This is a genomic window from Adhaeribacter sp. (assembly GCF_057359045.1).
This window is the reverse complement of the sequence record NZ_JBMQUD010000043.1, coordinates 70256-94359: the sequence shown is the minus strand read 5'-3', so window position 1 is coordinate 94359 and position 24104 is coordinate 70256. Positions and strand designations below refer to the sequence as shown.

The following is a 24104-nucleotide window of genomic DNA, read 5'->3' as shown; positions in this document are numbered from 1 at the left end:
GATTATTTTACCGCTAATATTTACTTAAACCTGTTTGCTGCTTTTCAAAGATTCTACGTCCTTAATCCACGAGGCTTATAAAATCTTAATCAGCTCAGTTATTCTAGCATTAAAATATTAAACTGCATAAGCGTTAAAATAACCATTCTAATCTGTAGAGGCTTAACAGTCGCTTATTTCCTCTCCTTCTTTTTACCTATCTTTACCCTTATTTAAAAACTTAATTATCTTTTATTAATAATGTATAAACCTATTTTACCCCTTCTGGTGGGTGTCATGTTCTGGTCGGGTATGGGCCAAACCCAAGCCCAGACTCAGAAAAAGTGGCAGGTAGATGCTGCCCACGGCCCGGCCAAAGAAGTTACCATTTCTACTTCCGAAGGCACCTGGATGAACCTGGACGTTAGCCCCGACGGCAAAGAAATTGTTTTTGATTTATTGGGCGATATTTATACTCTACCTATTACCGGTGGCACCGCCAAGTTAATTGCGGGCGGACGCGCGTACGAAGTTCAACCCCGTTACAGCCCCAACGGTAAATTTTTTTCGTTTACCTCCGACCGCGACGGCGGCGACAATATCTGGATTATAAACCGCGACGGCAGCAATGCCCGCAGCGTAACAAAGGAAAATTTCCGGTTATTGAATAATGCGGCTTGGTCGCCGGACGGCCAATATTTGGTAGCCCGTAAACATTTTACCGGAACTCGTTCTTTGGGTGCCGGCGAAATGTGGGCTTATCATACGGCAGGCGGCACTGGTATCCAACTCACCAAACGCAAAAACGACCAGCAAGATGCCGGGGAACCCACCGTTTCGCCGGACGGCCGCTACGTATATTTTAGCGAAGACATGAGCGGCGGCAACTTCTTTGAATACAACAAAGACCCGAACGGCTTAATTTATATGATCCGGCGCGTCGATCGCCAAACCGGCGATATCGAAAATATAGTTGCCGGCAACGGCGGTGCGGTGCGGCCGCAGCTATCGCGCAATGGCAAATACCTGGCGTTTGTTCGGCGGGTAAGAACCAAATCGGTATTGTTTGTGCAAAATATAACTACCGGCGAAGAATGGCCGGTGTACGATGCTTTAAGCAAAGACCAGCAGGAAGCCTGGGCCATTTTTGGTGTGTACCCCAATTACGCCTGGACTCCCGACGACAAACATATTATTATCTGGGCCGAAGGTAAAATCCGGAAAGTAGACATCAGCAAGCAAAACCAAGCCGCCGAGATTCCTTTTACCGCGCAGGCAACGCACCAGATTACCGACGCTGTAAAATATAATTTTGGTCCGGAAGGAATCTCCCCGGCCCAATTTACCGCCAAAGCCATCCGGCACGCGGTAACATCGCCCGACGAAAAATACCTGGTTTTTAGTGCTGCCGGCTACCTTTACAAAAAGCAATTACCCAACGGCAAACCCGTGCGGCTTACTAAAGGTACTGATTATGAATATTACCCGGCCTTTAGCCCCGATGGTAAAAGCCTGGTGTACGTAACCTGGAACGACCAAAACTTAAGCGCCATTTACAAAACCGACCTGAACGGTAATAATCCGGTAAAACTTACTTTGGAAAAAGGCTTTTATGTAAACCCAACCTTTTCGCCGGACGGCAGCAAAATTGTTTACCAGAAAACGGGCGGCAATGATCACCAGGGGTTTGCTTTCGGTAAAAACTCTGGTATTTATTATATATCGGCCCAGGGCGGCAATCCTACCCTGGTACAAAAAGGCGGCAGCAACCCAATATTTAATAAAACCGGAAACCGTATTTATTTTTCGGGCAGCGAAGGCGAAAATTTTGCCTTAAAAAGTGTGGATTTAGCGGGCAAAGAACCCATAACCCACGTTTATTCTAAATATACTACCCAATTTTTACCCAGCCCCGATAACCAATGGGTAGCGTTTAACGAACTTTTTAATGTTTACATAGCACCTTTACCCGCTACCGGCAAAGGAATGGAATTAAGTGCCGAATCTAAGGCCATTCCGGTGGCCCGCGTTACCCGCGATGCCGGTAATAGCCTGCACTGGACCGCCGATAGCAAAAAATTACATTGGCTACTGGGCGAGGAATATTTTACCAACGACCTTAAAAACCGCTTTACTTTTGTAGAAGGAGCCGTTACCAAAATTCCGCCGCTCGACTCTACGGGAGTAAAAATTAACCTGGTACTGCCTACCGATATTCCGCAAGGCAAAATAGCCTTTACCCACGCCCGGATTATTACCATGAAAGGCGACGAAGTAATTGAGGATGGCACCATTGTAATTGACCGCAACCGGATTGTGGCCGTGGGCCCCGCTAACCAAATTACCATACCAGCCGGTACTAAAATTATCCAAGCCCAAGGCAAAACCATAATGCCCGGTATGGTAGATGTGCACGCCCATATGGGTACTTTCCGGACCGGTATGAGCCCGCAGCAACAATGGGCTTACTATGCCAACCTGGCTTACGGCGTTACCACCACTCACGATCCGTCGTCGAGCACCGAACAGGTATTTAACCAATCCGAAATGGTAAAAAGCGGCACCATGGTAGGGCCCCGCATTTTTTCTACCGGTACGGTTTTATATGGTGCTGACGGTAACTTTAAAGCGGTGATTAATAATTTAGAAGATGCCCGGTCGCATTTGCGCCGGATTAAAGCCATGGGCGGTTTTTCGGTAAAAAGCTATAACCAGCCCCGCCGCGAGCAACGCCAGCAAATTATTCAGGCGGCCCGCGAACTGGGCATGGCCGTGGTGCCGGAAGGCGGATCTACGTTTTTCCATAACATGACCATGATTTTAGATGGCCATACCGGTATTGAGCACAATATTCCCATTGCTCCTTTGTATAACGATGTGGTTTCGCTCTGGAAAGCCAGCAAAACCGCTTATACACCAACTTTAATTGTTAATTATGGAGCCAACTCCGGCGAATATTACTGGTACCAGAAAACGAACGTATGGGAAAAAGAACGCTTGCTCCGGTTTGTGCCACCTACTTTTGTGGATAGCCGCTCGCGCCGAGTAACCCAGGTACCCGACGAAGAATATGCCAACGGCCATATTTTAACTTCCCAGGCTTGTAAAAAATTAGCCGATGCCGGGGTAAAAGTAAATTTAGGAGCCCACGGGCAAATACAAGGCATAGGCGCACACTGGGAACTTTGGATGCTGCAACAAGGCGGTCTAAGCAACCTCGAAGCTTTAAGAGCCGCTACCTTAAATGGCGCGCAATATTTAGGCATGGATAAAGACATTGGTTCGCTGGAAAACGGCAAACTGGCCGACCTGATTGTACTGGATAAAAATCCGCTGGAGAATATTCAAAACTCAGAACTGGTTAGCTACACCATGGTTAACGGCCGTTTGTATGATGCTGCCACTATGCAGGAAATTGGTAACTACAACAAAAAACCACAGCCTTTTTACTGGGAAAACCCTAAAACCAGTGGCTCTTTTCCGTTTACCGAAGGCATGGACGTGCATACGTTGGGCATTGCCGGTGAGCAATGCAGTTGCCGCGGCCGACATTAATTCTTAAATACTTCTTTGTTAATATAAGCAGCACCTCCGGCGAGGTGCTGCTTTTTTGTTTTAAAACGTAAGCGCAGTTCTTTAAAAAAAATGCTCTGCCCGTAGAATTATACCAGATAGTAAAAAGAATCTTCCAGAAGTTCAAACCCGGCAGGTTTTTAAAACCTGCCGGGTTTAAGCTATTCGTTAGTTTTGATGTATTACTATGGCTGCAACTAAATACTACGTGGTATTATTTACTTCTATTAATTATTCCATATAAGATAAAGTTGATAAAGTAACAATCCAAACCGGTCATCTAACTAATAATTAACCAGCTAAATTTTACCAGAATAATTTATTGAGAAGGTATTTTATTAAAATTGATACTACCTCTATACAAGAGATTTTAAAAAATTTGATATAAGTAATAGAGCTGGCAACAGAAAGCTGCACCGGTTCTGTTTATGCTTTTACAGCATTAAAATTTTGTATATTCGGGCTTCAACCAAGATGTAATACCACCGGGTTATTACTTGTCAGCATTAAATTTTTAACACCAAAATCAACTAAATAAATTTACTTAAAACTACTACAAGCGCTACTATCTTCTAAAAATATTAGCATCCTTCCTGACTATCAGGATAAAGTCCAAACAGATTACCTCTCTCAAGATTATATTGGTTTACCAGAATAAAAATAGCTCTATTTAACTTAACCATTTTATAGTTTAGATATTTAGCTTATTCTATTTTATTTTAAAATATTTATAATAAATATTTGTATAAGTAAATTTTATTTATTTGTTTTATAACATTATTACTTTTGAGTTTAAATAAACTTATAAGCAATTTATTAGGAAGCACACTATTTTTAAAGTGAATTAACCTATATGCATTCTGAACAGAGTTAAATTATTATTTAAAGTTGCCAGATATTGCGCTGAACTGAACTTGGTAAAAACCTGCATTTTTACCGCTTAACTTACCAGACCAACCAAAAACCAACTAAAATTATTGTACCGCTAAAAGAAATTACCATTTTTTTTAGCCTGGAACGGTATTGACTTTTATGTTCAACTTTAAATATTTTCTTTATGCAAAATCTTGTCAAACAATCCCTCTTTACCCTGTTAGTGAGCTTTCTGATTTTCTCCTGCTCTAAACAGGAAATTGAAAGCATTAACTCCCCCGACAAAGCTACCGGGAATAGTAAAGCTTTAGCCGAAACGTCCAAAATAATCGGTGCCTATCAAATTTCGGATTTTGCGGTTGATGCAGCCGGTACTACCTGGACTTTTACCGTGCAAAGAGTTGGTGAGGCGCAAGGTAACGGATTAAGCCATTTGGTGCTGGGTTTTAATTATTGCGAAGCGTTTACACCTACCGGCGACATAACCATAACGAGCAACCAACCCGGCACTACTTTGGCTTTCTCGGAAGGTGGGGGAACCGGTTGCGAAATTACGGGCGTGCCTTACTTCTTTAAATTTGACGGCATAGATGGTATGTATTCTGATGGCGAGCCCCATACTTTTACCTTTACTACTTCTGAACCATTAAAAATCGAAAACTTCTCGGTTTGGGTAAAATACGGAAATAATTGTGCAACTGATTTAGTAGGCGGCGTATCGTGCGACCCACCGGTAGTAGATCCGAGCTGCTCCTTATCGCAAGGTTTTTGGTTCGAAAAGCCCGGCTCCTGGGCCTCTAAAGGTTACACCGGCACTACCATAACCATTGGCAAATACACCTACACCGAAGCAGAAGCTATGGCTATTAGAAATTCCAGCAACAAAGGCGGTATGTTAGATGCCAAAATGGCCTTCCTGCAAGCAGCTACCATTTATTTATCTGATGCAACAAATAACTCCATTACCGACGAGGCTGCAGTGTGGCCGCTTTATAATGGTGCGGTGGCTTTCTTAAACTCTTTAAACAAACTGGCCACTACTACTAATAACAGAATTACGGTATCAATACCCACCACCCCCGACCCCAATGCTTACGGTGGCGCTATTGGTAACTGGATTGATAGCAATCATTGCGAAGTTGAGCCTCTGCCAACTTATTAATTCTGTAAACGCATCTTAAAAATAAAAGCCGGTTCTTAAACAGAACCGGCTTTTATTTTTATGCTTTAAGGTAATTATCTCTTCTACTCCACATATAAAACCAAGCCTTTCAAATATTCTCCTTCCGGATGGAAAATACTTACCGGGTGGTCGGCGGGCTGGCTGAGTTGGTGCATGATTTTAATGTTCCGGCCGGCTTCTATAGCCGCCGCCATAATGGTGCTGTTAAATAAATATTTATCTACTACCTGTGAGCATGAAAAAGTAAATAAAATTCCCCCGGGTTTAATGCGTTTAATACCTTCTACGTTCAGGCGTTTGTAACCCATAACGGCATTGTGACGCACATTTTGGTGTTTGGCAAAAGCTGGTGGGTCCAAAATAATAATGTCGTAAGCCGATGGATTATCTTTTAAAAATGTAAAAGTATCTACAGCAAACGCTTCGTGCCGGTTAATACCGCCGTTTAGGGCTACATTCTGGTTTGTTAAGTCAATGGCTTTTTTAGAACTATCTACTGAATGCACTTGGGTAGCACCAGCGTTTAAAGCGTAAACTGAAAAGCCACCCGTATAACAAAAGGTGTTTAACACGGTTTTGCCCGGCGAATATTTGGCTAACAAAGACCGGTTTTCCCGTTGGTCGATAAAGAAACCGGTCTTTTGTCCGTTTACCCAATCAACCAAAAATTTATTATTATTTTCCAGCACTTCGGTATTACCGCCGGTTTGGCCAAGCAAATAACCGTTTTGCGCCTGAGCGGCCGCTTTGGCCGGTAAAGTCTCGGCACTTTTATCGTAAACGGCCGTTAGGTCGGGGCCACCAACATCCAGTATGGCCTGGGCCAGTTCCTCGCGAATGCGGTACATACCAATGGTGTGGCATTGCATTACGGCGGTGTTGCGGTACACATCTACAATAAGCCCGGGCAGGCCATCGCCTTCGGCAAATACTAAACGGTAAACATCGGTTTGTGTGGGGTGGTGTAAACCCAAAGCTTTACGGTAAGCAAAAGCCTGACTGATTTTATCTCGCCAGAAGCTATAATCGGGGTTTATTCTTTCAAAGGAAAATATCCGGACTGCAATAGAACCGCCCGGTTGGTAATGCCCGGTTCCTAAATATTCGTTGCCAGCGCTAAAAACCTCCACTACATCGCCTTCGGCTACCTCTCCTACAATCTTTTTAATAGCCCCGGAAAAAATCCAGGGGTGGTGCCTTTTAGGCGATTGATCTTTACCTCCGTGCAAGACAACGCGGGCTAACTCACTCATTCGTTTCTGTTAGTTAATGATTAGAAATGGCAAAGGTAAAGCTTATTCTTGTAAAATGGCGAAGCAAAATGTTGGCTGCATGTAAGCGATTGACAAAGCTTTAAACCGATAACTAAGCTAATTTTTATATTTCTAGAACATTCGCCAATTTCCTATGGCACTATTTGCCTTATAGTTCAATCTTTATTAAATAGAACTCTAGTTTTCTGCTGCTAAAACAAAGGTTAAACAATGGCTTTGCTCCGTAACAATTATGCAGTTTTACTCGTCTAAACGGAGAATATTTTTAATATACTTATTTTTTATTGAAGGCTGGAAAGAACAAGCGCATAATATATTATTGATAAACTTATAAGAATTGCAAGTAATTCCTTTTGGCCTTTCTTAAAATCTGCCGGATTTCCTTCACAGGTAAATAATAAAGTGCACGAAACATATTTTTAAATTTTTAAGTATATGCTTTTTTATATATTAAAAATAAATATAATTTTAAGTTAGATAAGCGCCCTCTGTTAACCAGAAAAGTTTATTCAAAAAGAGCACCCGCGTACAATCCTGTTATTTTTCGTTTTTAGTTCAATTTTAAGATATGTTCTTTAATATCCGATTACCTTTCGCGCCTACCACCACCAAAACCAACGTTATTAATTTAAGCTTTTTGTTCTCTTTCTTTTGCTTTATGTTCATGCTGGTCATGCGCATAATTTTAATATTCAGTCCGGCTGCCGATTTGGGCGGCGGTGTAGAACAAAATGTAATTTACAGCATTCAGGTTTTTCTGGATAATGGGGCTTTGTATACCAATCCGCATTTTTTACCTTTTTCTATTACCCAATACACGCCTTTGTATTATTATTTGTGCGGTTTCACGGCTAAAATAATGCAGGTAGACCCGGCCGAGCATATCCGGGAGTTGTACATTATTTGCCGCACCTGGAGTATTGTTTTTAATTTAATTTCTGCGTTGGCCGTGTTTTTTATTAGCCGGCGCATTTTTAATACCCGCGCCCAGGTAGCGGCCATTATTAGTTTTTCTTCTTTTATCCTGGTTTTATTGTGGGATATTGCCGCCCGGCCAGATGCCATGCACGATGCGCTGGGTTTGTGGGCGGTTTACCTGGTATTGCTTTACCTGCGACGCGGCGAAGAACATAAACAAAATTTGTTGCATTTGGTGTTAGCCGGCTTACTGGCGGTGGTGGCCATTTATACCAAGCAAAGCGGCATTCAATTACCTATTTTATTTGTAGCTTTTTTTATTTTTATTAAACAATGGCGCGCCGCCATTTTAATGGTGGCCATAACCGCTGGGGCGTTTATGGGTATCTTGGTTTTCTTTAACCAAATATACCACGAAGCTTTCTTGATGAACGTAGTAGGCGGCGTAGATAATGGCATCAGCATTCCGTATTTTAAAAAGTTTGTGATGGGCAAATTCTTATACCAGTCAGAGTTTTTGCCTTTAGCTTTCCTGGTAATTTACATTAGCGTAGGTAAAATGCTGGTATTCCGGGGTAATTTAACCGAACGGTTTTTATGCTTTTGTTGCGTAGGCATGTTTGTATTTGCCACCGGCACGGCTTTAAAGCAAGGCTCCAGCATTCATTATTATTTCTTATTTTTAAACTTGGCCCTGGTTTTACTATTTATTTACTTTATTACCCAGCCAGCCCAGCAAGGTAAATCTACCTATAATTTTAATAACCTTTTTAAAGCCGATTTAGCAGGTTTAGGTTATCTGGCTTATATTATGGTTTTACTGGCCCTGAATTTAATTGTGCAGTACCGGAACGTAGAAGATTTTAAATACGGCAAATTAGCCGAAGTACGCAGAGAAAGAGATTTAGCGGCAACCCAGGTAATATCGTTCCTTAAAACAGATCTGGCCAGCCACCCCGACGAATACGTTTTTGCTAACTTACCTATTCAGGAGCAAATTGCTAACCGGAGTTACATTGATAATGCGCTTTTCCGGAACTGTGTTATTCCGCAGTTAGATATTTTTGAATCATCTACCCGGCCTTCTAAGGTGTTAGGTTACGAAAATATTGAAAAATGCTTCCAGGACGGCACCATTAAGTATATTGTAGAGCCCAACTCGCCTTACCACTTTGCCATTTCCCGGAATTTTAAATTTCTGGAAAGGCATTATTACCGCCTGATTAAAATAATTGGACCTTACCGTATTTTACAATTCAGTAAAGCAGATAAACACATTTAATAGTTTCATTTATGCTTTTTCTATTATTTTCCACAAAATAAAATGGGCAAATCAATCGCCATTATTACGCCTTGTTTTAACGAAAACGTTACGGTAATTGCTTTTTTAGAAGAGCTAACCAGCATTGTAAAAGACCTCCCGTTCCATTTTACCATTGTGGTAGTAGACGACGCCTCTACCGATAATACACTTAAAATGTTAAAGGCATTCCGCCCGCAAGCTGCTAATGTAAATATGCAGATACTTACCCTTAAATATAATGCCGGTCACCAGGGCGCTATTTACCAGGGGCTATTGTTTGCGCGTAATTTACCTTGCCAGAAATTTATTATTATGGATTCGGATGGCGAAGATGACCCTGCGGCCATTAAAGAACTGGTAAATATTGAAGGCTACCGAGTAGTAAATGTGGTGAGAGGTAAAAGGCAGGAAAGTTTATCGTTCCGGCTTTCGTATAAAGTTTATAAATTAATATTTAAAGCTATAACTGGCCGCAGCATGAATTTTGGTAATTATTGCATGATTGATGACGGTATTCTGAATAGTGCTTCTTACACCTCATTTGTGCATTTGGCGGCTTACTTATCTAAACAACGCGTCGAGAAAAAACAATTAATTTACAACCGCCGCAAAAGAATTGATGGCTCTTCTAAAATGAACATGACGAGCCTGGTGCACCACGCTTTTAAATCTTTTGTGGAGTACGCCGAAGACTTTCTGATGCTGTTTTTAAAACTATTTATTTTAATTGCTGTGGCTATAGGCGGTATAATTGGAGTAATTTTATACAAAAAATTTATTTCGCACCAGGCCGTTTTGGGTTGGGCCAGTACCCTGTCGGTTTCTTTATTTAATACCGCACTTATTTGCCTCGGCTTTTTTATTATTGGCATTTTACTCCTGAATATTGCCGCCCGCAACCGCAACACCAACTCCGAAATATTTATAAACGTTACAGAACCCAACCTTGATTTAGAAAAGGATTTATCTTCATAATATTAATTGCGCTGTGCTCAGTTATTGACCTTTATCTGCGGCAATATTTCTGCTATGCGAAATTTAGCGGCCTGGCAATATTTGCTTTACGTTCTTATACCATTTAAATACCTCCCTTACAGAATAGAGTAAAGCTGTTGTGGATAATAGTTTGAGCCAGACTAATAGCTTGCTTGATTGGTTTTAATTGTAGAACATCGGCCAGAAACGTAATATAAAAAGGTAGCAAGTGGGCTATGAATACGTAAAATGTAGTTTATAATTGTAAGGTTCTTTAGGTGTATGTATCTGTTCAGGCAATATTTTAAACTATAAATAACCTGTTATAAACCCGCCTAGATTAAGTTAGCGCTCTCCGGTTACTTTATTTAAATTATTGCCTTATACCATTTTATCATAAACTTAATAAGCCGGTGTTGCCGGAAAAACGAAACGGGTAAAAAAATGCTTTCGCCTTACGAAGAAATTGCTTTGGCCGAACTACGGATTTGGCAACATAACATGCAGCAGTCGCCGTCTTTCATGAATAAAATGGCGCAGAAAATGCAGCATAAAATTAATACGATTATTCCGGAAAAAGTACACCAGGCAATTACCACCGCCATTAAGCAAATGATTCGGGCTACTTTGTTTGGGGCCGAAAAAACTACCCGCCAACCAGCCCCTTTTATGCAGTTAGAAAGCACCGAAGCGCTCGTGCGTGCGCGTATTGCTTTTTACAAAAATACCGCTGCCGCCGAAGGTGGCGTAACTGGTGCCGGCGGTATTTTGCTAGGTCTGGCCGATTTCCCTCTGCTAATTGGTTTAAAAATTAAAATGCTTTTTGATTTGGCCGCACTTTATGGGTATGCCGTAGACGATTACCGCGAACGTATTTACCTGCTGTATATTTTTCAGCTTACGTTTAGCAGCCAGGAACAACGCCGCCAAATCTTCAGGCAAATAATAAATTGGGAAAGCCAGAAGCAAAAATTGCCGGCCGATATTCATCAGTTCGACTGGCGGACTTTTCAGCAGGAATACCGCGACTACATTGATTTGGCTAAAATGGCCCAGTTGGTACCAGTAATTGGCGCACCGGTTGGCGCTGTGGTAAACTACCGCTTAATAAACAAATTAGGCAAATTTACGATGAATGCGTACCGGATGCGTTGGCAGGAACAAAGTTTGCTGCCGCAATCAAATTAGCGTAAAAATTTTATTTAGTTTTTTTAAGCAGGTTCTACTTTATTCCGACTTTAAATTCATTTTCACCTTACTTCCGCTAATTTCAGCTGTAAAATAGTAGCCTCTACTTAGGTAATCTGAATATTTTTTAACCATTTGTTAATTCTGAACGTTGGGTAAGGATTATCTTATTATTAAATAAATTATAAAATCACATATTTATGCGAGCTATCTGTATCTATATTTTAAGCGGATGTATATCCCTTATTTTAAGTAGCTGCGACTCCAATCAGGCAAACAACGACCATAAATTAAAAAAAGATGAAGGGAAAAAAGATAAAAACAAATCTACCGAATCGCTGGCTTCCAACAACCTTAAGATAGAGGAAAAATGGGAATTGCCCCCAATATTACAGGAGATTTCCGGCATTGCTTATTTAAGTCCTAACCGGTTTGCCTGCGTACAAGACGAATCAGGGGTAATTTTTATTTACAACACCGCCCAGAATAAAGTAGAAAAGCAAATTAGTTTTGGCGCTGCCGGCGATTACGAAGGTTTGGCTATTGCGGGCAAAACCGCTTATGTGGTACGCAGCGATGGCCATTTATTTAGAATTAAAGATTTGGAGAGCAGCAAAAACCATGATATTAAAAGTTTTGATACGGGCTTAACCGCCAAAAATGATGTAGAAGGCCTGGCTTACGATGCTAAAAACAACCGTTTGTTGCTGGCCATTAAAGGTGCCGAAACCGGCAAAAAAGATTACAAAGGGGTGTATGCATTTAATCTGAAATCCGATAAAATGGAACCCGAACCGGTATTCAAAATAAATTTAACTGATTCTGTTTTCAGTAATAAATCGTCGAAGAAGTTGAGCAATGCCATACAGCCGGCCGATATTGCGGTAAACCCAGTAACCCAGGATATTTACATTATTGAGGCCACGAACCCGCAATTATTAATTTTGGATGCTGCGGGCACCATAAAAAACCGACTGGTGCTAAACGAAGAAACTTTTCAACAACCCGAAGGAATGGACTTTAGCCCTAACGGCGATTTATATATCTCGAACGAAAGTCGTAAAGAAAAAGCCAATTTGCTAAAAGTAACATTATCGGGTTTGCCGGACCAGATGTAAAACCGAAAATGCTTATGCAGGAGTAAAAGCTTATTAGCTGTACAAATATTTGCTTGCTTTTACCTGAAACAAACTATGAATTTAGTTGCGATTTCTACTGGCACTGAAATAAACCAGAAGCCGGCTAATTTGCCATGTTTGGTTTTTAAGCTATCCTCCCCCAATTTTTGATTTTCAGGATGAAATCCTTTGCATTATATCTATGAATAAATTTTGCCCTACTTTCTATTCTTCATGCATCTGTAAATCTGCTTTTTTAATCTTATTTATAATACTGGTAAACTTACCGGTAACGCAGGCTCAAAAATTAAAACCAGGGTTTAACAAACAAGAATATATGGAGCTACTCCGGGTTTCGGCCGAGCAGGTAGATTCTACCTACCGGCGAAATCTTGCGCCTTCTCAGGTATACAAACGCGTTTACCGGTCGGGGGTAATGGGCCTGGATAACCGCTGGGATTTATGTATAAGTAATGATTCTGTGGCTGTAATTAGTATAAGAGGTACTACACGCAACAATATTAGCTGGCTTCAAAATTTTTATGCCGCCATGGTACCGGCAACGGGCCAATTAAACTTAAGTCCCGATTTTGTATTCAATTACAAACTAGCCGAAAATGATCGGGCAACGGTGCACGTAGGATGGTTAATAGGTGCCGCTTACCTTTCGCGCGATATTCTGCCGCAGTTACAAAATTATTACCAGCGTGGGTACAAAAATTTTATTATTCTGGGGCATAGTCAGGGCGGTGCCATTGCTTATTTAGTAACGGCTTACCTGAAACATTTACAACTGGCCGGCAAATTGCCCCTTAATATTCGGTTTAAAACGTACGGGAGTGCTGCACCTAAACCCGGCAACGTCTATTTTGCCTACGACTACGAAGCCTTAACCGCCAATGGTTGGGCATTTAACGTAGTAAATACCGCCGACTGGGTACCCGAAACACCTATTTCTATCCAGACTTTAGGTGATTTTAACCCGACTAATCCGTTTAAAAATGCTGGTAATCTGATTAAAAAGCAGCCATTTCCAAAAAATTTAGCTTACCGCTACCTCTACAACCAATTAAAAAAGCCTACCGAAAAAGCCGCCCGCAAATACCAGAAATATTTAGGCCAGGCCGTGGGTAAATTAATTAAAAAACAACTTCCAACCTTTGTTCCGCCTACGTATGCGCCATCCAGCAATTATGCCCGTACTGGCCAAACCATTGTTTTACAAGCCGACGAAGCGTACTACCAGAAGTTTCCGGAAGATGAGCAGCAGGTATTTACCCACCACCACATCCATCCGTATTTATTTCTGGCGCAAAAATTAAAATAGCCTGGAAAATAAATTTATCGTTCAATAATTTTAATCAAAGTTCCCTTCTCTACCCGGTCGGTAAGGGCCATACCGTTCAGGATCGATAAGTCATTCAGGTCGGCGCTGCGCGCCTGGTTGGCGGCCAAAGCCTGCGACAAGGTTCCGCTTTGGGCTACGGTTTTAATCCGGATGCGGGCAGGCTGGCGATTTAACTTGTTCGCATCGGTCAGTTGCCGGAAATTCTGCATAGAATTGGTAAATACGTTGGCAAATGAATTAAAATTAGTCGCCGCCGACACCCCCATCAGGTTATAAATATTGCCACCGTACTGGATTAAATACATTAACACCCGTACTTGCTGGGTTTGCTGCTGTTGTTGCTGTTGTTGTTGTTGCTGCGGCACCTGATCGGCAACTAAGGCAAAAGCCGGCAAGCCATTAACGGTAACTTCTTTAGATTCTAAAACATTTAAGGAGTAATTCTGAACCAGTTGCTGGGCTGCTTCCTGCAAAGATTTGCCTGGAGCCAAAGTAAGCATCATAAGTGCATTACCATCTTTGGGAGCCATTTGTACTTGCTGTGGGGTATTTTGCAGAGCCCAACCAGTAGGTACCGGAAACTGAAATTTCATGACCGGGTGATAAAAAACATTATTCTCAACAAAGCCTTGCTTGGGGTCTTCGCCGTACACCAAACCATCAATCATGCGCAAATAATTATCGCGGTTTACCTTTAGCGTAGCCGGATTAACCGTTTTCTTTGCTTCGGCGGCTAATCTGGATACGGTTTCAAAACGTTCGCCGGGCGAAGGGTGCGTCGACATAAAATTTGGTACTTCGGCAGCACCACTCTTTTCTCCTTCTCGTTCCAGGGTTCTGAAAAACTGGGCCATGTGCTGAGCATCGTACCCGATTTTGGTTGAATATTCCACACCCAACCTATCCGATTCTCTTTCATCGTCGCGGCCAAATTTTAAAAATAACATACTTACCCCCTGCTGGGCCGCTTCGGCAAATTGTCCGAATTGCGGTGAAACCACCATACCGGCAATTAATCCTACTTGCGCTAATATAGATTTACTTTGCTGTTGCGCCGAATGCCGCGCCGTTACGTGTCCGATTTCGTGCCCCAGCACCCCTGCAAATTCAGCTTCGTTGTTAAAATGCGCCATAATGCCGCGGGTAAAATACACGTAGCCGCCCGGCACGGCAAAGGCATTAATTACCGGCGAATCCACAATTTTAAATTCGTAGGGTAAGTTAGGCCGGTGCGAAACAGCCGCCATAGCTTTACCTTTTTCGTTGATAAAGCTTTGTAGTTTGGCATCGTTGTACAGCCCGAAAAAATTAATTATTTCCGGGTCAGATTGTTTACCCATGGCCAGTTCCTGTCCTTCCGAAACCAGCATAATATCGCGTTTGCCCGTAACCGGGTTGGTGGCACAGGAATTATATAAGAGCAGCGTAGCTGCCAGGTAACTAGAATAAATAAGCTTTTTCATAGTTTGTGTGGGTTTTAGTCTAAGGAACTCGAGGCTCAGATCAGTTGTATTATCTTAAAATATTGATATTAATATATCAACGGCATTACCCCAAAATAGTTACTCCGGAACTGGGCACTTCTACCGGGTTACTCACGTACTTTTTAATACTGAGCAGGAAAATTTGCTACTTTATTAATGCCTATGAACAAATTAACCTCAGGTTCAGACTAAAATATTTGGTAGGTTGATTTACAGGCGCAATTTTTAATGAACTACTTCCATAAAAAATTAACTAACCAGAAAGATGTTAGGCTTAAAATAGCTTTAAACACGACTTTTAACCTTTAATTCAGCAAAATCCTATATTTCTAAAGCGGTAATTAAGCTTATAAATGTCCGTTGGGCATTATTTAACTAGATGATAGATCTTACTTATATTTGAATTAAGGACGGTTTAAAACCTAGATAATAAATATGGCTTACCTGCTTATGGAATGCAACAGCTTAACCAATAGCTTTGGTATCGGTACTGGGGAGGGTAGTAAAGGCCGTTTGTTTCTCGGTGAGGTAGCGCCAGTAACGGCGCGGAATATGACGCAAGTGCAATTTCGGATTTTTACGTTCCGGAATATTTACGTGCTTAAAATAAGTTTGCCACAAACTCTGGTAAAGCGTTTCGTGTTGCGCTAGTACATCCAGCGGCAGCTTACCACTACGGTCGGTGGTTTGATTTTCTAAATCTACGTAGGCTACCTTTTCCAGGTCGTAATAAAAACCAAAATGGCGTTTACTATCATATATAAGCCAGCGCTGGTCGGCGTAGCGTTTGGCAAAATGCTCCTGCACAAGCGGCAACACATTAAAATCGGGCGCAACGGTGGCATAATACAAGTCGTCGGCCGTTTTCTGAAACCGGATAAAAGCTTCCATGCGGTGGCTTTCCCGGAAAACCTGTTTGTTGATATGGGCCAATTCCCGCACGCAATCGGCCGCAAAATTTTCTTCAATGCTGGTTTTACTCGCAAACGCTAGCTTTACATACCCATAAATGAGCATTTCAATGGCGGGCTGCTCCGATAAAAAAGCTTTAAATAAATTTTGCCGGGCTTCTACTGATATTTTGTTAGCTAAGCCTTGCCAAACCCGGTTAGCTTTTGTTTCTTGGGTTGTTACCACAATGGTTTGGGCAAACAGACCGGGTTGTTCCTGCCCAATCGGGCAAATTTTATCGGGTGTTAGTTTGCGCTCGTATATTTCAAAGATGGTGGTAAGCAAGCCTTCAAAAGACCCATCGTACGTATAAAAATACATGCGGGGAATTAAATGTACCGCTTAAATATTGGCTCAGGATACGGGGTATAATCCCGGCTATGCTTGCGGGCCATGGGTTTATTTGCTTCCGACATGCTTCTTAAATGGGCTACCAGGGTGCTTAATTTGCAGTGGAACGACATGGGTGCCACTTTATCATTTGTTTTCATAGTTCATTATAAGTATTTAATATTTAAACCTTTATACTCTAAAACATTTTTAAAGATTTGCCGTTCTACCCTACTTCCTGGAATAAATTAAGCTGTTGCTTTACCAGGTCGTTGCGGTAAGAATTATCACCGAATAAGATTTTGCGCCGGATTATTTCTTCGGAATAATCTTTCCGGCTTAAACTTTGGCCATTGCAGGTAATAAAATATTTGGCCCTTTTCAGAACCACTCCAATTTTTTGTAAATGATCAAAATGCAGCGGCGTAAATCGGCGGGCCGAAACAATTTTTTTCGCCGATTTAACGCCAATACCGGGTACACGTAATATCAGTTCGTAATCGGCGTGGTTAATTTCTACCGGAAAAAAAGCCCGGTTGCGTAATGCCCAGGCCAACTTGGGGTCTATGGCCAAATCCAGGTTCGGGTAAAATTCATCTACCAACTCATTCACGTCAAAGCCATAAAAACGCAAGAGCCAATCGGCCTGGTAAATCCGGTTTTCCCGGATAATGGGCGGCGTAGCCCGCGTGGGTAAACGGCTATCGGTAGATATGGGCACGTAGCCCGAGTAATACACCCGTTTTAATTTATAGCTTTGGTACAGTTGGTTCGATAGCTGCAATATTTGCCGGTCGTTTTCGGCGGAAGCACCCACAATTAATTGGGTACTTTGTCCGGCCGGGGCAAAACTGGGTGCCAGCCTAAACAGCTTTTTCTCTTCCTGATTTTGCACCAGTTCGCGGCTAATATTGGCCATCGGGGTCAAAATCTGGGTATAATTTTTTTCGGGCGCCAGATTCTGTAAACTTAATTCCGACGGCAATTCAATATTTACGCTCAGCCGGTCGGCGTACAAACCTGCTTCTTTAATTAACTCCGGACTGGCCCCCGGAATAGTTTTTAAATGAATATAACCATTAAATTTATGCTCTTGGCGTAATTTTTTAGCAATGCGCACCAGGCGCTCCATGGTATAATCGCTGTCTTTAAAAATGCCCGAACTCAGAAATAAACCTTCTATATAATTGCGGCGATAAAAATTCAGGGTCAGGTTAACTACTTCATCAATAGTGAAAGCGGCACGTTTAATATCGTTGCTGCGGCGTGTTACGCAGTAAGCACAATCGAAAATGCAATAGTTGGTCAGCAATATTTTTAGCAAGGATACGCAGCGGCCATCTTCGGTGTAACTGTGGCAAATACCCATTCCTTCGGCATTGCCAATGCCTTTGTTCAGATTCTTCCGTTTGCCACCGCTCGATGAGCAGGAGACATCGTACTTGGCCGCATCCGCTAATATTTTTAGTTTATCCTGAACTTTGTCATTCATGAGGGTAATATTAGCAGAAAAAACCCAGATAAACAACTATTTTAAACTAATTTTTTTAGTTTATGCTTTTATTTTTAGCTAAAAATTTTTTTTAGTATTGGTATTTACTCCTTGAAAGAAATTAGCACGATTTTCGTTTATTGTAAGATGATTTTGTGGCTGCAGCTTATTAGGTAAACTATAGCAAAATCATCATATTTGTGTTTAATCCGCAGTTGTTGCAATTTAATAGAGGCGGAATGGATTAATATTTTATGAATTGGTTTAGAAGGGTATTTTTAACTTTCTGCTTTCTGCTGATAGGAAGTTATTTACCTATGTCGTTGCAGGCCCAGGTAGTTGCCGTTCCGCCCGATTCGCTTAGGCTGGGCGCCGACCCGGTGGCCGATTCCATTAAAACGCTGACCGGATCGGAGCGCATTCTGGAAAACCTGAAGAATCTTTCGAAACAGAAAACCATTATGGGCCGGACCATTAAAATGCTGTTCCGTTTCGACCGCAAAACCACTATTACTTATAAAAATCCGATTTTACTCAACAATGCTTACGAAAAGCATAATTTTAAAGTAGTACGCCGCATAGATATTAAAACCCTGAATAGTTTTGGATACTCTATAAACGATACCACCCGCGTACCGCGTAACTTTGCCGAAAAAGCCGGCAATTCGCTGCACGTAAAAACCCACCGCAGCCGCGTTAGAAATACCTTATTGTTTAAACAAGGCGGTAAACTAGAACCTTTGGATTTATCGGAATCGGAGCGTTTAATCCGGCAGAAAGATTATATTCTGGATGCCCGCGTATTGGTAAACGAAGAAACCACCACCCCAGACAGCGTAGATATTGTTATTATTACCAAAGATGTATTTAGTTTAAGCGGTTCGGGATCGTATAATGCCAGCCGGGCTTTTGGCCGTATAGGTTTAAACGAAATTAATTTTCTGGGCCAGGGCCACCAGTTCCGGAACCTGTATACGTTTGGCATAGACTCTTTAATAAACAACAGTCCCGAACGGCGTACCTGGATGTACTCCGGCAGTTACACCATTGAGAATATTTACAAAACATTTACTACAGGCCAGTTTATTTACCGGAACGAAGTAAATTACCAGCAACGCACATTAAACTTGTTCCGCGATTTTTATACGGCCAATACCAAATATGCCGGGGCGGCCAGCCTTAGTTGGTTGCAACACCCTATTTACGTACGCAACCCCGATGGTACCCGCCGCCGCATGAACCTGGAGTACAACCGGCAGGATTTATGGTTGGGCAAAGCTTTTAAACTAAAATCGTATAACCTGGGCTACGAAAATCCGGGTCGTATTATTACTGCCGGCCGCATTGTAGCCACCGATTACGCCAATTCGCCGAACGAAGATTACCAGCGAAATACTTTATTTATAGGTGGTTTGGGTTATAGCTACCGGAAATATTACCGCGATCAGTATTTATTTGGCTTTGGGCGTACCGAAGACGTGCCCGCTGGCAATTTATTTTCTTTGTCGGCTGGCTACGAAAACGGCGCCCTGTATAACCGTAAATATTTTGCAAGTAAATTTGCTTTTGGCAAGTACGGGGTTAATTTTGGTTACCTGTACGTAGATGTGCAATACGATACTTACCTGCGGGGCAAAAAGTGGGAACAAGGCAAGCTATCGACCGAAATACTGTATTTTACCAAACTCATGACCATTGGCACCTGGCAATGGCGGCATTTTTTCTGGAACCGCGCTACGTACGGCATTAACCGCAAATACGGCGAAAATCTTTTAAATATTAACCGGCAAGAAGGCGTCAGGGGGTTTCGAGCACCCGAACGTGGTACCCGCCGGATTGTGTTTAACTACGAAAACAGCCTCTTTACCCCCTTTTCTTTTTTAGGTTTCCGGTTAGCCCTGGTAAGCTTTGCCGATATTGCCTGGCTTTCGGATGGTAATAATAGCAACCCTTTAAGCAATACACCTTATCAAGGTTACGGTTTTGGGTTCCGTTTCCGGAACGAATATATGGCCTTTAACACCATCCAGGTTTTGTTGGGCTATTATCCGCAGGGCTCCACCCCCATTCGTAATTTTAACTCTACCCGCCCGTATTACGATTTTAATGATTTCCGCTTCTCCCAGCCCATTATCTCAGATTTCCGGTAGTTAGCAGTTAGCAGGATACTTATTTTTGAAACCCGGTTTAAACTAAAGTGAATTTTAATTCTATTTACCAGAATTAAATTTAACCCCCTTCCCTACTTTCCAGGCTATTCCTTAATCAGAATCTTAAGTACAAATAAATAAACGGCAGCTAAGTGCCGAAAACAACAAATTAAGCCAGCAAACCTTTTGAAATTTTTGGCGGTGAGATACACTCCATTCTAAAGAAGAAACGAAAAATTTACCGCCCGAATAAACAACCGAGCCGACGTGTCTGGAAGTGAACTTCGGAAAAAGGAATTATTGGCACTTATGCCTAGCCAGCAGAAACCTTGCTAAATAAAATAAGCATAAACGATGCTAAAATAATTTTTATATTTATTAAATAATTGCAAAGCAGATTATTATACAAAAAAACAAGCCTTTAATTTAATTCTTCTTTAAAAAGGCAGATGCTACAAGAGAAAGTGCATTTTTTGATTTATAATAAAAGCACCAGAAAACACCTTACAAAAAGCTTCGCCCAATTTACTGTAGGGGCACTTTCTTCGATAACTGGTATTATGTTAAATAGAGGTAGTTTTCTGGCTTTTGTTATATTTTAGGAAAGGGGAAAGAAAGGTAGTGCCTGGTGCCGGCAGCGGGTCAATTACCCGGGCCAGCTCCGGCCCCACCGACCACTGGGAAATAAGAAAATATTTGTTAAATTAGCCAAAGAAGAAAAGTAAACCACTTTAAAACTTCCACCCAAAGGCGTAATAACCGGAACGAACTCCGTTTAGCCGGTAGTTGGGCGTAATAAATAAATTTTAAATTGTTAAATATTAAAAACATACGACATAAGCAGTTGACAATTGGACTGCTAGTAAGCTTGCTACTTTTACCTAAATTAGCTTTTAGTCAGAATAAAGGAGAGCAAATTTTCGGACTGATAATAGATTTGATAATTGTATCTCCTTGGTATGGAATAGCTGCCATTCCCTATTTCATACAGAGGCGCAATAAAGGTAAATCTATTATTTTAAGCGCGCTTACCTATATAATTTGTTTAGCATTTATAGTCCTCCTATATAGCCAAGGAAAGGGTATTGAAGAATCTAAATTTAGATCAAATGAGGATGATGGTTTTCTGTTCTTGATGATTTTACCATTTTTGATTATTTTAATTTTAGCTATAATAAAAGATATTAAACAACGACAGTTTAAAAATGAATAACAAGATTATTAGCATGGAATTAACTTATAAATTACTTCGCCCAACCACACCTTTACGGTAGCTACGCCACCGCAAAGCTCAACCGTTAGCACAAACTTTAAAATAAGAGGGAAAAGAAAGGGTTTTAATGTTAAGTAGCATGAGACGTTTGATTCTATTGACGGTTTTGCTGATAGCTATAGGTAGTTGTAAAAAAATCATTGGAGAAGATGATAAACTTTCTATTCAGAAAATGCCTTTCACGAGCAACCAACTTAGGATTAATGGTTATTATTATAGGCTTCTCAACAACTATATAACTGTTCATTTTTTATATGCCAACGGTACAGTATTACATGGAGGAACCTTCCCTGCCAATGAGCTTAATCAACATGAAGCTGATTTTAAAACTGCCAAATGGCAATCCATTATGAAAAAACATAAATACCAATGGGGTTCATTTAAAGTTGATGGCAGTACTATTTGGCTGGAACGATGGAACCCCTCTGAGCCTCCCTTGAGGGCTTATATTGAGGAGGGGAATATTCTCAATGATACTTCGTTTGCGCTTACCAGGAGGTACCGGGAAGCAGAAGGGCCAAATAAAAAAATTACGCAGTTAAATAATGAAGTATGGCGCTTTAAAGAATTTAGCTCAAAGCCCGATAGCACAAACAAATTTATTCAATAGCTACGTTGGCCTATAAGTGAATTTATGTTAAACAATATGTTAACCAAAATTCACCTTGTTAAAACTTTTAAAATAATATTAAAAGAACAATCAGACTCCCTCCTCCAAACCAAAAAACAAAACTATTTAGCTTTCATTATCAACCGATAACCATCTCATCTAAATAAATTTAAAAAAATTCTTTTTCGGCTGTAATGTTTATTCCCTTCTGCCGTCTTGGTATATGAATGGACTTACTAGCGTTTAAAGAAAAGGTACTTCCGGCTAAACAAAAGCTGTATCGGCTGGCAAAAGGTATGCTTCAGAACAAAGAAGAAGCAGAAGACATTTTGCAGGATGTTTTTCTTAAACTCTGGACAAGCCAGCACAAATTAAGCACCTACAACAGCGTGGAGGCTTACGCCATGTGCATTTGCAAAAATTTATGTTTAGGCAAACTAAAAGCCAAGAAAGGAAAAAAGATATGGTAAACACAATGGCGCGATCTAACACAAAACAGGTTTAATGGTATTTTATACAACCAAAAGCGGGCTAAATTCTTATAAGTACTGTGCGGATAAAAAATAAACGCACCAGAACTATATGGCAAATTGTGCTAAAATAGAAGAAACCGGCCAAAAAAGGGTTGTAATAATTGGCGGTGGTTTTGCCGGATTAGAGCTGGCCAAATCGTTAAAAAACGTAGATGTACAGGTTGTACTCATCGATAAGCAAAATTTTCATACGTTTCAGCCGCTGTTGTACCAGGTAAGCACCGCCGGCGTAGAAGCCGATTCTATTGTGTACCCGTTCCGGAAAATATTTGAAACGCAAAAAAATTTTTACTTCCGGATGGCCGAAGTAGAGTCGGTAGACACAGCCAATCAAATGGTAATTACGTCTATCGGGTTGTTGCGCTACGATTTTCTGGTAATAGCCACCGGGGCCACCACTAATTTTTACGGCGATAAAGAAATGGAGCGAAAAGCCATTTCCATGAAAAATATTCAGGATGCGTTGGCGCTTCGCAACACCGTACTCAGCAATTTCGAAAAAGCCCTGCAAATAGAAGACGAAGAGCAGCTAAACTCGCTGATGGATTACGTAATTGTGGGCGGCGGGCCCACCGGGGTAGAGCTGGCGGGTGCTTTAAGCGAATTGCGTAAGCACGTTTTCCCGAAAGATTACAAAGAGCTGGACTTTATTAAAATGGATATTCATCTAATTCAGAGCGGCTCGGAACTACTCAAAGGCATGTCCAAGGAAGCGTCGGAAAAAGCTTATCAGTTTCTGGATGACTTTGGCGTTAAAATCTGGCTAAACCGCAAAGTAAAGTTTTACGACGGCTACACCGTTACGCTTGATACCGGCGAAACCATTATTAGCCGGACTTTAATTTGGGCCGCGGGCGTTACCGGCGCACCCGTAGCGGGTATCCAGCCCGAAAGTATCGCCAAAGGAAACCGGTATTTAGTTAATGTACACAACCAGGTAACTGGCTATACTAATATTTTTGCCATTGGCGATATTGCGGCTATGGTTACCAACGCTTACCCGCAAGGGCATCCGCAAATGGCCCAACCGGCCATTCAGCAAGGCCGCTTACTGGCCAAAAATATTGGGCATTTATTAAAAGGAACCCCATTAGAAGCTTTTTCCTACGACGATAAAGGCGCTATGGCTACCGTGGGCCGCAACCATGCCGTAGCCGACCTGAAAATATTTAACAAAGATTACCGCACCCAGGGTATTCTGGCCTGGTTTATCTGGATGTTTATCCACTTAATTTCGGTAATTGGTTTCCGTAACCGCTTGGTAGTGCTCCTGAACTGGGGCTGGAGTTACTTTAGCTTCGATAAAGGCATCCGGCTAATTATGGGCGAAACCCACGAAAATAAGCCGGTAGAAGAAGCCGTCGCTGAGAAAGCTATTATTTAATAAAGCAGATATCAAAAAATTTTAATCTGGTGCCGCTAAGTTTAAAACGGATATGTATGGGATAAATTCGGACTGATTTATAGAGTTAGGGTTAATCAATTATTTAGTTAGATAACAAAACAACTACCGGGCAGCGATAATTGAGGTTTAAGGCAATATTTATTA

General features: G+C 41.5%; 17 protein-coding genes. 12 read left to right on the top strand and 5 right to left on the bottom strand.

What is annotated here, in order from left to right; translation table 11 throughout:
* The first annotated feature begins 240 nt into the window (after positions 1-240).
* Complete coding sequence (locus tag ACO1R6_RS07685; protein ID WP_486263626.1) at positions 241-3534, top strand: amidohydrolase family protein; 3294 nt, start codon at positions 241-243, stop codon at positions 3532-3534.
* Between the two features lie 1075 nt (positions 3535-4609).
* Entirely contained in the window at positions 4610-5587 is a 978-nt protein-coding gene (locus ACO1R6_RS07680) for a hypothetical protein (protein WP_486263624.1), read from the top strand.
* 83 nt (positions 5588-5670) lie between these two features.
* Here ACO1R6_RS07680 and ACO1R6_RS07675 read toward each other — a convergent pair whose 3' ends face one another.
* On the bottom strand, positions 5671-6861 hold the full coding sequence (locus ACO1R6_RS07675; RefSeq protein ID WP_486263622.1) for a class I SAM-dependent rRNA methyltransferase: 1191 nt from the start codon (positions 6859-6861) through the stop codon (positions 5671-5673).
* Positions 6862-7450: 589 nt separating this feature from the next.
* Between ACO1R6_RS07675 and ACO1R6_RS07670 the strand changes: the two genes are divergently transcribed.
* The 5 genes from ACO1R6_RS07670 to ACO1R6_RS07650 all read left to right on the top strand — a co-directional run bounded on the left by ACO1R6_RS07670 (position 7451) and on the right by ACO1R6_RS07650 (position 13711).
* Positions 7451-9082: a glycosyltransferase family 39 protein gene (locus ACO1R6_RS07670; RefSeq protein WP_486263620.1), complete on the top strand. Its 1632-nt coding sequence runs from the start codon at positions 7451-7453 to the stop codon at positions 9080-9082.
* A 42-nt stretch (positions 9083-9124) separates the two neighbouring features.
* Entirely contained in the window at positions 9125-10078 is a 954-nt protein-coding gene (locus tag ACO1R6_RS07665) for a glycosyltransferase (RefSeq protein ID WP_486263618.1), read from the top strand.
* A gap of 444 nt (positions 10079-10522) precedes the next feature.
* On the top strand, positions 10523-11266 hold the full coding sequence (locus ACO1R6_RS07660; protein ID WP_486263616.1) for an EcsC family protein: 744 nt from the start codon (positions 10523-10525) through the stop codon (positions 11264-11266).
* 200 nt (positions 11267-11466) lie between these two features.
* Complete coding sequence (locus ACO1R6_RS07655; protein ID WP_486263614.1) at positions 11467-12384, top strand: SdiA-regulated domain-containing protein; 918 nt, start codon at positions 11467-11469, stop codon at positions 12382-12384.
* A 337-nt stretch (positions 12385-12721) separates the two neighbouring features.
* A complete protein-coding gene (locus ACO1R6_RS07650; protein ID WP_486263612.1) occupies positions 12722-13711 on the top strand; it encodes a lipase family protein in 990 nt (329 codons plus the stop codon).
* A gap of 14 nt (positions 13712-13725) precedes the next feature.
* Here the strand turns inward: ACO1R6_RS07650 and ACO1R6_RS07645 are convergent, their stop codons facing one another.
* The 4 genes from ACO1R6_RS07645 to ACO1R6_RS07630 form a co-directional block, all read right to left on the bottom strand.
* Complete coding sequence (locus ACO1R6_RS07645; RefSeq protein WP_486263610.1) at positions 13726-15195, bottom strand: M48 family metalloprotease; 1470 nt, start codon at positions 15193-15195, stop codon at positions 13726-13728.
* 486 nt (positions 15196-15681) lie between these two features.
* Positions 15682-16488 carry a TIGR03915 family putative DNA repair protein gene (locus tag ACO1R6_RS07640; protein WP_486263608.1) on the bottom strand — a complete coding sequence of 269 codons (807 nt, stop codon included), beginning with the start codon at positions 16486-16488 and terminating at the stop codon, positions 15682-15684.
* An 8-nt stretch (positions 16489-16496) separates the two neighbouring features.
* Complete coding sequence (locus ACO1R6_RS07635) at positions 16497-16658, bottom strand: hypothetical protein (RefSeq protein ID WP_486263607.1); 162 nt, start codon at positions 16656-16658, stop codon at positions 16497-16499.
* A gap of 65 nt (positions 16659-16723) precedes the next feature.
* Entirely contained in the window at positions 16724-17989 is a 1266-nt protein-coding gene (locus ACO1R6_RS07630; RefSeq protein WP_486263605.1) for a putative DNA modification/repair radical SAM protein, read from the bottom strand.
* A gap of 317 nt (positions 17990-18306) precedes the next feature.
* On the opposite strand from ACO1R6_RS07630, the gene ACO1R6_RS07625 reads away from it, so the two are divergent.
* The 5 genes from ACO1R6_RS07625 to ACO1R6_RS07605 all read left to right on the top strand — a co-directional run bounded on the left by ACO1R6_RS07625 (position 18307) and on the right by ACO1R6_RS07605 (position 23939).
* Positions 18307-20139, top strand: coding sequence for a BamA/TamA family outer membrane protein (locus tag ACO1R6_RS07625; protein WP_486263602.1), 1833 nt, complete (start codon positions 18307-18309; stop codon positions 20137-20139).
* A gap of 844 nt (positions 20140-20983) precedes the next feature.
* A complete protein-coding gene (locus ACO1R6_RS07620; RefSeq protein ID WP_486263600.1) occupies positions 20984-21352 on the top strand; it encodes a hypothetical protein in 369 nt (122 codons plus the stop codon).
* Between the two features lie 139 nt (positions 21353-21491).
* A complete protein-coding gene (locus tag ACO1R6_RS07615) occupies positions 21492-22022 on the top strand; it encodes a hypothetical protein (protein ID WP_486263598.1) in 531 nt (176 codons plus the stop codon).
* A gap of 227 nt (positions 22023-22249) precedes the next feature.
* Positions 22250-22492, top strand: coding sequence for an RNA polymerase sigma factor (locus tag ACO1R6_RS07610; protein WP_486263596.1), 243 nt, complete (start codon positions 22250-22252; stop codon positions 22490-22492).
* A gap of 112 nt (positions 22493-22604) precedes the next feature.
* Complete coding sequence (locus ACO1R6_RS07605) at positions 22605-23939, top strand: NAD(P)/FAD-dependent oxidoreductase (RefSeq protein WP_486263594.1); 1335 nt, start codon at positions 22605-22607, stop codon at positions 23937-23939.
* Positions 23940-24104 lie beyond the last annotated feature (165 nt).